This is a genomic window from Stenotrophomonas sp., from assembly GCF_032056425.1.
Lineage (GTDB): Bacteria > Pseudomonadota > Gammaproteobacteria > Xanthomonadales > Xanthomonadaceae > Stenotrophomonas.
Genome location: NZ_DAMBCN010000003.1, coordinates 281,220 through 291,270, shown reverse-complemented (window position 1 = coordinate 291,270; position 10,051 = coordinate 281,220). Strand labels below are relative to the sequence as shown.

Genomic DNA, 10,051 nt, shown 5'->3' with positions numbered 1-10,051 from the left:
CCGCGACCTCCGGCGTGACAGGCCAGCATTCTAACCAGCTGAACTACCGCTCCACGTTGTCGTAAACCTTTCTGCTTCCGCCCGGCCAGGGCCGGGAAGGAAACAAGGCGCCCGGTTGCCCGGAAGCCTTTGCAACTGGCGGAGCGGACGGGACTCGAACCCGCGACCTCCGGCGTGACAGGCCAGCATTCTAACCAGCTGAACTACCGCTCCACACTCAAACTTTTACTACGGTGCTGTGGTGGGTGCTGAGGGTTTCGAACCCCCGACCCTCTCCGTGTAAAGGAGACGCTCTACCGCTGAGCTAAGCACCCCAGCGAGCCGCTTAGTTTACAGCATCCTTCAGGGCCTTACCAGCCTTGAACGACGGATTCTTCGAAGCAGCGATCTTGATGGTGTCGCCGGTCTTCGGGTTGCGGCCGGTACGGGCGGCACGGTCGCGCACCTGGAAGGTACCGAAGCCAACCAGGGTGACCGCATCGCCGTCCTTCAGCGCCTTGGTGACGGCAGCAACGACAGCATCGACAGCGCGGCTGGACTCGGCCTTGGTCAGGTCGGCGGCTTCAGCAACGGCATCGATCAATTCGGTCTTGTTCATTCTTTACAGCTCCTTTGGCGGTGGGTTCCGCTTATTCGACAGGGAAGCAACCGCACGCCAACTGCGCACGGCCGCCATGTGGAAACGGTTCGCCGAATTCAGCGATCAGCGATTGCGATCACTCATTCGCGAGTGCTGCTTTTATACCAGCGGCCCTACCCCCACGCAAGCCGGAAAGCCAGCAACGACGCGGGTTTCGAGCATTTCGACAGCGCGCGTCAATGCTTGACGCGCGCGTTCGAAGCCGGTTTGCCCTTGCCACGCACCGTGACGCGCTGCGCACTCTTGCGTGCCTTCTTCGGCGCCAGCGGACGCTCCAGGGCCAGGTCGAGCACTTCCTCGATGTACTTCACCGGCACGATCTGCAGATCGCGGGTGACGTTGGCCGGAATGTCGGCCAGATCCTTGCGGTTCTCCTCGGGAATGATGACCGTGCGGATACCGCCACGCAGTGCGGCCAGCAGCTTTTCCTTCAGGCCACCGATGGCGGTGACGCGACCACGCAGGGTGATCTCGCCGGTCATCGCCACATCGGCACGCACCGGCACCTTGGTCAGCATCGACACCAGCGAGGTGACCATGGCCGCACCGGCACTGGGGCCGTCCTTCGGGGTGGCGCCATCGGGCACGTGCACATGCACGTCGTGCTTCTGCAGGAAGTCGCCATCGATGCCGAAACCATCGGCGCGCGAACGCACCACCGACAGCGCGGCCGAGGCCGATTCCTTCATCACGTTGCCCAGCTGGCCGGTCAGGATCAGCTGGCCCTTGCCCGGCACCAGGGTCGATTCGATCTGCAGCAGATCGCCACCCACTTCGGTCCAGGCCAGGCCGGTCACCAGGCCGATCTCGTTCTCTTCTTCGGCACGACCGAAGTCGAAGCGACGCACACCCAGGTACTTGTCCAGATTCTTGCTGGTCACGCTGACCAGCGCCTTGGACTTCTTCGCACCCTTCTTCGGCTTGGCCGCCTGCGGCCCGGCCAGCGCGATTTCCTTCACCACCTTGCGGCAGATCTTGGCAATTTCGCGTTCCAGGTTTCTCACGCCCGATTCGCGCGTGTAGTAACGCACGATGTCCTGGATCGCATCGCTGCCGATCTCCAGCTCTTCCGGCTTCAGGCCGTTGGCCTTGATCTGCTTCGGCGACAGGTAACGGGTGGCGATGTTGAGCTTCTCATCCTCGGTGTAGCCGGGAATGCGGATCACTTCCATGCGGTCCAACAGCGGGCCGGGAATGTTCAGCGAATTGGACGTGGCCACGAACATCACTTCGGACAGGTCCAGGTCCACTTCCAGATAGTGGTCGTTGAAGGCGTTGTTCTGTTCCGGATCGAGCACTTCCAGCAGCGCCGAAGACGGATCGCCACGGAAGTCCATCGACATCTTGTCGATCTCGTCGAGCACGAACAACGGGTTCTTGCTGCCGACCTTGTTGAGGTTCTGCACGATGCGGCCCGGCATGGAACCGACATAGGTGCGACGGTGGCCGCGGATCTCGGCCTCATCGCGCACGCCGCCCAGCGACATGCGCACGAACTTGCGGTTGGTGGCCTTGGCGATGGACTGCCCCAGCGAGGTCTTGCCCACGCCCGGCGGGCCGACCAGGCACAGGATCGGGCCCTTCATCTGCTTCACCCGCGACTGCACTGCCAGGTATTCCAGGATGCGGTCCTTGACCTTCTCCAGACCGTAGTGGTCGGCGTCCAGGGTGTCCTGCGCGGCCTTCAGGTCCTTGCGCACCTTGGTGCGCTTCTTCCACGGCACGCCCAGCAGCCATTCCAGGTAATTGCGCACGACGGCCGCTTCGGCCGACATCGGCGACATCTGCTTGAGCTTGTTCAGTTCGTTGCGCGCCTTGGCTTCCACCGCCTTGGGCATGCCGGCTTCGGCAATCTTGCGGGCCAGCTCTTCCAGCTCACCCGGCGCATCGTCCAGGTCACCCAGTTCTTTCTGGATGGCCTTCATCTGTTCATTGAGGTAGTACTCGCGCTGGCTCTTTTCCATCTGCGACTTCACGCGGCCGCGGATGCGCTTTTCCATCTGCTGCACGTCGATCTCGCCGTCGACCAGACCGACCAGCATCTCCAGGCGCTCGCCCACGGCCAGCGTTTCCAGCAGGCGCTGCTTGTCGGCCAGGCGCACGCTGATGTGCGCGGCGATGGTGTCGGCCAGGCGCGCCGGCTCGTCGATCCCGGCCAGTGTCTGCAGCAGTTCCGGCGGCAGCTTGCGGTTGGTCTTCACGTACTGCTCGAACAGCGACATCAGCGAGCGGGCGATCGCCTCGATCTCGCGCGGTTCGCGTGCGTCCTCGGCCTCGATCTCCACGGCCTGGCCGTGCAGTGAGCCGTCGCGCTCGTCGACGTGGGTGACCTGTACGCGCGACAGGCCTTCGACAAGCACCTTGATGGTGCCGTCGGGCAGCTTCAGCAGCTGCAGCACCTGCGCCAGGGTACCGACCTGGTACAGGTCGGCCGCGTGCGGGTCGTCGGTTTCGGCGGACTTCTGCGCCAGCAGCAGGATGCGCTTGTCTGCCTCCATTGCCTGTTCGAGCGCGTGCATGGACTTGTCACGGCCGACGAACAGCGGAATGACCATGTGCGGGAACACCACTACGTCGCGCAGCGGCAGGACCGGCAGGTCGAGGGTCTCACTTGGGGAACGGGCCATGGGGGCTCCAGGGAAGGGGAAAACCGTCTCCGGGAGGGCATCTTCCGGAGACAAAAAAAGCCGATGGCCCCGTTATGGGGCCATCGGCTTTCAGATGCAAGGCGTTCGTGAAAACTACTTTCAAATCAGCAGCTTGAAAGCGTCATTCGGCGCCTGCGGCCTTCTGTTCAGGGGCCGCCGGGGTCTGGTAGATCAGGTACGGCTCGGACTTGTGTTCGATCACCGATTCGTCCACCACCACCTTGCTGACGTTTTCCTGCGACGGCAGGTCGTACATAGTGTCCAGCAGGACCGATTCGACGATGGTACGCAGGCCGCGGGCACCGGTCTTGCGCTTCAGCGCCTTGCGGGCAATGGCCGACAGGGCATCCGGGCGGAACTCCAGCTCCACGTTCTCCATCTCGAACAGCTTCTTGAACTGCTTGGTGATGGCGTTCTTGGGCTCGGTCAGGATCTTGATCAGGGCCGGCTCGTCCAGCTCTTCCAGGGTCGCCACGACCGGCAGGCGGCCGACGAACTCGGGAATCAGGCCGAACTTGATCAGATCTTCCGGCTCGACTTCGGCCAGCACCTTGCCCACTTCCTGCTTGCGCTCGGTGCTCTTCACCTTGGCGCCGAAGCCGATGCCGCCGGCGTCGTTGGAGCGCTGCTGGATCACCTTGTCCAGGCCGGCGAACGCGCCGCCGCAGATGAACAGGATGTTCTTGGTGTCCACCTGCAGGAATTCCTGCTGCGGATGCTTGCGGCCGCCCTGCGGCGGGACGCTGGCCACGGTGCCTTCGATCAGCTTCAGCAGGGCCTGCTGCACGCCTTCGCCGGACACGTCGCGGGTGATCGACGGGTTCTCGCTCTTGCGCGAGATCTTGTCGATTTCATCGATGTAGACAATGCCCTGCTGCGCCTTCTCGACATCGTAGTCGCACTTCTGCAGCAGCTTCTGGATGATGTTTTCCACGTCCTCGCCCACGTAACCGGCTTCGGTCAGCGTGGTGGCATCGGCCATGGTGAACGGCACGTTGAGCAGGCGGGCCAGGGTTTCGGCCAGCAACGTCTTGCCCGAACCGGTCGGGCCGACCAGCAGGATGTTCGACTTCGCCAGTTCGACGTCGTCGTTCTTCTGCCGGCTCTCGATGCGCTTGTAGTGGTTGTACACGGCCACGGCCAGGGTGCGCTTGGCACGGTTCTGGCCGATCACGTACTGATCGAGCACCTCGAGGATCTCGCGCGGCTTGGGCAGCGAACTGCGCGCCGACTGCGCCTTTTCCTCAAGTTCCTCGCGGATGATGTCGTTGCACAGCTCTACGCATTCATCACAGATGAACACGCTCGGACCCGCAATCAGCTTGCGCACTTCATGCTGGCTCTTGCCGCAGAAAGAGCAGTAGAGGATCTTGCCGGTGTCCGTGGAACGACCTTGGCGGTCTTCGCTCATGCTTCGCTTACCCAGTTACCCCACCCGCTGAACGGGGGTTCGATTCGAGAATAGCACAGGGCCGGAGGGACGCCAGTCCCGGTCCGACCCTGCAGGAACGAGGCCTTGCAGGCCCCGTGAAGGCCGATCAGCCGGCCTGGATCGACTCTTCCGGACGACGCTCCAGCACCTGGTCGACCAGGCCGTAGGCCACCGAGTCAACCGCGCTCTTGAAGTTGTCGCGTTCGGTGTCACGGGCGATCGTTTCCAGCGACTGGCCGGTGTGCTTGGCCAGCACCTCGTTCAGGCGCGCACGCAGGGTCAGGATCTCGCGGGCGTGGATGTCGATATCGGTCGCCTGGCCCTGGAAGCCGCCCAGCGGCTGGTGGATCATCACGCGCGAGTTCGGCAGCGCATAACGCTTGCCGGCAGCGCCCGAGGCCAGCAGCAGCGCGCCCATCGAAGCGGCCTGGCCGACGCAGATAGTGCTGACGTCCGGCTTGATGTACTGCATGGTGTCGTAGATCGCCATACCGGCGGTGACCACGCCACCCGGCGAGTTGATGTAGATGCTGATGTCCTTTTCCGGGTTTTCCGCTTCCAGGAACAGCAGCTGCGCCACCACCACGTTGGCCATGTGATCGTCGATCGGGCCCACGAGGAAGATCAGGCGCTCCTTCAACAGGCGCGAATAGATGTCGTAGGCACGCTCGCCGCGGCTGGTCTGCTCGACCACCATGGGCACCATGTTCAGGGCTTTGGTCCGGTTGTCCATTTCGTGAGGTACCTATCTTGGGGGGAAACACCCCCGCGCCAGGGCTGGCGCGGGGTTTGGGACGATCCGCCCGATCTTACTGGCGGATCGCGTCCTGGAACGACAGCTTTTCTTCGGTGTGCTGGGCGCGCTCGGCGATCCAGTCGATCACCTGCTCTTCCATCACACGGTTCTGCAGACCCGACATGAGCTGGGGGTCGTTGCGGTACATCTCAATGACCTGCTCCGGCTCTTCGTAGGTCGAGGCGATCAGGCGCATCGTTTCGTTCAGGCGCTTGGGGTCCAGGCGCAGGTCGTTGCCGCGGGCCACTTCACCCACCACCAGGCCGACCAGCACGCGCTTGGCAGCCGCGTCCTTGAAGCCTTCGTGGGCATCGGCCGGCACCTGGCCGACGTTCTGGCCGTTGCGGCGGGCCTGCTCGACCTGCTGGGCCAGCATGGCGCGGGCTTCGTTCTCGACCAGGCGCGGCGGCATTTCCACCGACGAATAGGCGGCGATCAGCTGCTCACCCACTTCGCGGCGCAGGCGGTTCATCAGCGCGCCCTTCAGCTCGCGCTCCAGGTTGGCGCGGATGTCGCTGCGGAACTGCTCGACGTCGCCGCCCTTGACGCCGAAGCTCTTGATGAAGGCTTCGTCCACCGCCGGCACGACCGGCTCGGACACTTCGGCCACCTTCACGGTGACCTGCACGGTCTTGCCGGCCAGCACCGGCACGCGCCAGTCAGCCGGGAAGTCCACGTCCAGGGTCTTCTCTTCACCCTTGGCCAGGCCGACCAGGCCCTTTTCAATGGTGTCGAACATCATGCCCTGGCCGAGCACGATCGAACCCTTCTCGGTGCCCTCGGCCGGCAGGCGCTCTTCGCCGGCCTGCGACCAGGTTTCCACCGCGACCAGGTCACCGTCCTGCGCGCCACGGCTGACCGGGGCCCAGGTGCGACGCTGGTTCTGCAGGTTTTCGATCATCTGGTCGATGTCGGCATCGGTGATCTCGGCCGAATGACGCACCACGGTCAGCTTGCTGACGTCGATGTCGCCGAAGTCCGGCACCACTTCCACGGTGGCCACGAAGGAGAATTCGCCTTCTTCGCCCTTGTCGATGCGCGGGCTGCCGACGATGCGCAGGTCGTGCTCACGCACGGCCGCGTCGAAGGTTTCGCGCAGCAGGCCGTCCAGCGCCTCGCCACGGACCTGCGCGCCGAAACGCTGCTCGATCACCTTGGCCGGCACCTTGCCCGGACGGAAACCCTTGATGCGGGTGGTACGGGCGATTTCGCCCAGGCGGCCGCTGATGTGGCTCTGCAGACGGTCTTCCGGCAGCGAGAAGCTCAGGCGGCGTTCCAGGTTGCCGGTGGATTCGATCGAAGCTTGCATGTTGACTCCTGCCACCGGCGGCGCTCGCCCCCGGCTCGATGATGGATGAATCGGTTGTAAGGACACGGCGTCTGGGACGCGCCTGCATTGCCGCAGCCCTTTAGTTTCGCCCAATTCGGCGTGTACTGCCAGCGCGCGGCGGTCAAGCAGCCGCGCAGGGCCCGATCAGGGCGGGGACAGGCCGGCACTGGTGCGAAAGGGGGGACTCGAACCCCCACGCCTTGCGGCACTGGAACCTAAATCCAGGGCGTCTACCAATTCCGCCACTTTCGCGTGGCCGGCACAGACGTTCATTGTCGCAGGCGGGGCTGCAAAGCGGAAGGCGTGACAAAGCTGAACACGCTGGATTCAGGGACCTGGCGTGCTGGCAGGCGGCGCCGGCGCCGGCATCGCGGCGGTCAGGCGCTCGGCCAGCGCGCGGTAGATGGGCACATGGCAGACCCACGACGAGGCAACACGCGCCAGCAGGACCGCCGCCAGGATCGGCAGCAGCATGTCACTGGTGTCGGTCAGTTCCAGCGAAATGACCGCCGAGGTAAGCGGTGCCTGGGTCACGCCGGTCAGGTAGGCGCACATACCCAGCACCACCACCGCGGCCGGGTCCACGCCCGGCAGCAGCACGGCCAGGTTGTGGCCGATGCCCGCGCCTACGGCCAAGGCCGGGGAGAACAGACCGCCGGGAATGCCAGCCACGTACGACACCAGGTTGGCCGCAAACTTCATCAAACCGAAGCTGTGCCCTACCCCGCCACCGCCCTGCACCAGTTCGCGGGCCTGGTCGTAACCGGTACCGAATGCCCCCAGACCAAACACCAGGCCCAGCACGGCCAGGGCCAGACCACAGGCGCCGGCGAACAGCACCGGCTGGGCGGCGCGGCTGCGCCCCAGCCAGCGCGGCCGGCCATCCACTGCCGCCAGCACCATCCGGCTGAACAAGCCACCGGCCAGGCCACCCACCAAGCCGCACAGCAGCACGGCCAGCCAGCCCATGCCCAGCGGCAGGGTGGCGCTGACCCGGCCGAAATAGGTGTAGTTGCCGAGCAGGCCCAGCGACACCACGCCGGCCACGATGACCGCGGTCAGCAGGGTGCCGGAGAAGCGGTGTTCGAAGCGCCCGGACAGCTCTTCGATGGCGAACACCACGCCGGCCAGCGGCGTATTGAAGGCGGCGGCGATACCGGCCGCGCCACCGGCCAGCAGGAAGTGGGTCGCCTGGCGCGGATCGCGGAAGCCCAGCGCACGGCCGATCACGTACATCAGGCTGGCGCCGATGTGCACGGTGGGCCCTTCGCGGCCCACCGACGCACCGCCCAGCAAGGCCAGCACGGTCAGGCCCAGCTTGCCCAGCGACACCGGCAACGACAGGTTCTGCCTGCGGAAGGCGCGATCAGGCGTGTCCAGCGCGGCGATGACCTGGGGAATGCCACTGCCCCGGGTCGGCCGCAGAATGCCCTGGGTCAGCCAGGCCAGCAGGGCGAACAGCGCCGGGGTCAGCAGCAGCGGCCACCACGGCGAGGCATCGTGCACGCGACGGAACACGGCGAAGGCCGCGTCGCTGGCCTTGGCGAAGACAATCGCGGCCAGCGCCACGGCCACCGCGCCGCCCCACAGGGCCAGGCGTTCCAGCCATTGCTGGCGCGAACCCAGCCAGCGCGGGCGGGAGTGGGAGGTATCGGGATCCATGCCCGTATTTTCCCACCCCCACCGCGCAGGCACTGTGCAGGGCTTGGCCGTCCCCCTTGCCGGGGTCAGGGAGCGGGATCGACCGGCCGGGCGGGCCGGGCATCGTCGCCCGCCGCGGCCGCCTCGGCTTCGTCCAGCTGACGGATCTGCATTGCCTGCCCATCGGCCGAGCGCTGCACGGCGACGCCTGCGAGAGCGGACGGCTGCCCTTCGGCGGGATCCAGCGGCTGCGCGGGCTGGAACGCAGTGCCCTGCGGGCGTTCGACGGTGTGCGCCGGATCGGGCACTGCCACGGCAGCCTCCGCCTGTACCGGCGGGTCATCTGCGACACAACCCGCAGTGATCATTGCGGCAAGCATTGCCACGACCGCGGCGGGGTGGGACATCTTGATCATCAGAGCATTCCTGGAAGATGCGCACGGCGGCGCGGAATCTCCATTGGGACGTACCCGCCGGGAGCGCGCTGGGATGCAGCGCACACCCTGCAGAACATCGCTGACGCATGTGGCACGGATGCGGGGCTGAGGCGCCAAGCACCTGTAGCAAATGGCGCAGAAAAGAAAAAAGCCACCTGGCGGACCAGGTGGCTTTCGTCTTGGTGGGCTGTCAAGGATTCGAACCTTGGACCTATTGATTAAGAGTCAACTGCTCTACCAACTGAGCTAACAGCCCGAAATCGGGGCGCGAATTATGGCCCGATCCGCGAGGGCATTGCAAGCACTTTCTTCAACATCGTTGAAACAAGCACTGCAACCGGCGATCCATCGCGAAGGGTTACATCTGAAGAAAAAAGCCACCTGGTTGACCAGGTGGCTTCCGTCTTGGTGGGCTGTCAAGGATTCGAACCTTGGACCTATTGATTAAGAGTCAACTGCTCTACCAACTGAGCTAACAGCCCGTGAAACTCAGACGCACATTGTAACGTGCATTCCGTTTATTGCAATACCGTGTCGGCGTTGCCGATGCGGTTGAATCAGTGGGGTGGCTGAGGGGATTCGAACCCCCGACCACCGGAATCACAATCCGGTACTCTAACCAACTGAGCTACAGCCACCACTGAAACTTTCGCCGCACCGCCGATGCTGCTGGCGTTGAAGCTTGATACGTTGCCCGGGGCCGTCACCGAAGTTCCGATCCGCCGAAGCGAGTCCGACATTCTGGTGCAGCCGCCGCGCTTTTGCAAGCACTTCTTCACATCGCACCAGCGATACCCTGGACTGTCGCGCCGATGGCGCGCCCGACAGGAATCGAACCTGTAACCGCCGGCTTAGAAGGCCGGTGCTCTATCCAGTTGAGCTACGGGCGCCCGAACCGGAACGGCGTCCAATCCGACATGGCGTGGGATTGGTCGGGGTAGAGGGATTCGAACCCCCGACATCCTGCTCCCAAAGCAGGCGCGCTACCAGACTGCGCTATACCCCGGTTGATGCGTCTCCCCAGGCAGACGCCCGGCGAGCTGGCCATTGTGGCCAAGCGTGGCGCAGCCTGTCAACGCGGCCGGTAGCAACCAAGGCGCCGCAGCACGACCACCACAGCAGCGTAA

At 64.6% G+C, this 10,051-nt stretch carries 7 protein-coding genes and 8 tRNA genes; all 15 read right to left on the bottom strand.

All coding sequences use genetic code 11. The annotated features are described in order from the left end of the window. Positions 1-136: 136 nt before the first annotated feature. A tRNA-Asp gene (locus RTY46_RS04215) sits at positions 137-213 on the bottom strand. A 26-nt stretch (positions 214-239) separates the two neighbouring features. After that, a tRNA-Val gene (locus RTY46_RS04210) sits at positions 240-314 on the bottom strand. A gap of 11 nt (positions 315-325) precedes the next feature. After that, the gene (locus RTY46_RS04205; protein WP_004146343.1) at positions 326-598 is read right to left on the bottom strand and encodes an HU family DNA-binding protein; all 273 of its coding nucleotides are present in this window, start codon (positions 596-598) and stop codon (positions 326-328) included. A gap of 218 nt (positions 599-816) precedes the next feature. Next, positions 817-3,267 carry an endopeptidase La gene (gene lon, locus RTY46_RS04200; RefSeq protein ID WP_108748714.1) on the bottom strand — a complete coding sequence of 817 codons (2,451 nt, stop codon included), beginning with the start codon at positions 3,265-3,267 and terminating at the stop codon, positions 817-819. Between the two features lie 142 nt (positions 3,268-3,409). Beyond that, positions 3,410-4,699 carry an ATP-dependent Clp protease ATP-binding subunit ClpX gene (gene clpX, locus RTY46_RS04195; RefSeq protein ID WP_312706797.1) on the bottom strand — a complete coding sequence of 430 codons (1,290 nt, stop codon included), beginning with the start codon at positions 4,697-4,699 and terminating at the stop codon, positions 3,410-3,412. Between the two features lie 127 nt (positions 4,700-4,826). Beyond that, positions 4,827-5,453 carry an ATP-dependent Clp endopeptidase proteolytic subunit ClpP gene (clpP, locus tag RTY46_RS04190; RefSeq protein WP_312706796.1) on the bottom strand — a complete coding sequence of 209 codons (627 nt, stop codon included), beginning with the start codon at positions 5,451-5,453 and terminating at the stop codon, positions 4,827-4,829. Positions 5,454-5,529: 76 nt separating this feature from the next. Further along, positions 5,530-6,825, bottom strand: a complete 1,296-nt coding sequence (tig, locus tag RTY46_RS04185) for a trigger factor (protein WP_312706794.1) — start codon at positions 6,823-6,825, stop codon at positions 5,530-5,532. A 188-nt stretch (positions 6,826-7,013) separates the two neighbouring features. Beyond that, positions 7,014-7,098, bottom strand: a tRNA-Leu gene (locus RTY46_RS04180). Between the two features lie 75 nt (positions 7,099-7,173). Next, positions 7,174-8,508, bottom strand: coding sequence for a chloride channel protein (locus tag RTY46_RS04175; protein WP_312706793.1), 1,335 nt, complete (start codon positions 8,506-8,508; stop codon positions 7,174-7,176). Between the two features lie 65 nt (positions 8,509-8,573). Continuing rightward, the gene (locus tag RTY46_RS04170) at positions 8,574-8,903 is read right to left on the bottom strand and encodes a hypothetical protein (RefSeq protein WP_312706792.1); all 330 of its coding nucleotides are present in this window, start codon (positions 8,901-8,903) and stop codon (positions 8,574-8,576) included. 201 nt (positions 8,904-9,104) lie between these two features. Beyond that, positions 9,105-9,180, bottom strand: a tRNA-Lys gene (locus RTY46_RS04165). 150 nt (positions 9,181-9,330) lie between these two features. Then, a tRNA-Lys gene (locus RTY46_RS04160) sits at positions 9,331-9,406 on the bottom strand. 79 nt (positions 9,407-9,485) lie between these two features. Next, positions 9,486-9,562: transfer RNA gene (locus tag RTY46_RS04155), tRNA-His, on the bottom strand. A gap of 175 nt (positions 9,563-9,737) precedes the next feature. Next, positions 9,738-9,814, bottom strand: a tRNA-Arg gene (locus tag RTY46_RS04150). 39 nt (positions 9,815-9,853) lie between these two features. After that, positions 9,854-9,930 (bottom strand) — tRNA-Pro (locus RTY46_RS04145). Positions 9,931-10,051: the final 121 nt, after the last annotated feature.

Excerpts from the sequence above, each read along its gene's own strand:
- RTY46_RS04205 (WP_004146343.1), bottom strand. The coding sequence starts at position 598 with ATGAACAAGACCGAATTGATCGATGCCGTTGCTGAAGCCGCCGACCTG.
- lon (WP_108748714.1), bottom strand. The coding sequence starts at position 3,267 with ATGGCCCGTTCCCCAAGTGAGACCCTCGACCTGCCGGTCCTGCCGCTG.
- clpX (WP_312706797.1), bottom strand. The coding sequence starts at position 4,699 with ATGAGCGAAGACCGCCAAGGTCGTTCCACGGACACCGGCAAGATCCTC.
- clpP (WP_312706796.1), bottom strand. The coding sequence starts at position 5,453 with ATGGACAACCGGACCAAAGCCCTGAACATGGTGCCCATGGTGGTCGAG.
- tig (WP_312706794.1), bottom strand. The coding sequence starts at position 6,825 with ATGCAAGCTTCGATCGAATCCACCGGCAACCTGGAACGCCGCCTGAGC.
- RTY46_RS04175 (WP_312706793.1), bottom strand. The coding sequence starts at position 8,508 with ATGGATCCCGATACCTCCCACTCCCGCCCGCGCTGGCTGGGTTCGCGC.
- RTY46_RS04170 (WP_312706792.1), bottom strand. The coding sequence starts at position 8,903 with ATGATCAAGATGTCCCACCCCGCCGCGGTCGTGGCAATGCTTGCCGCA.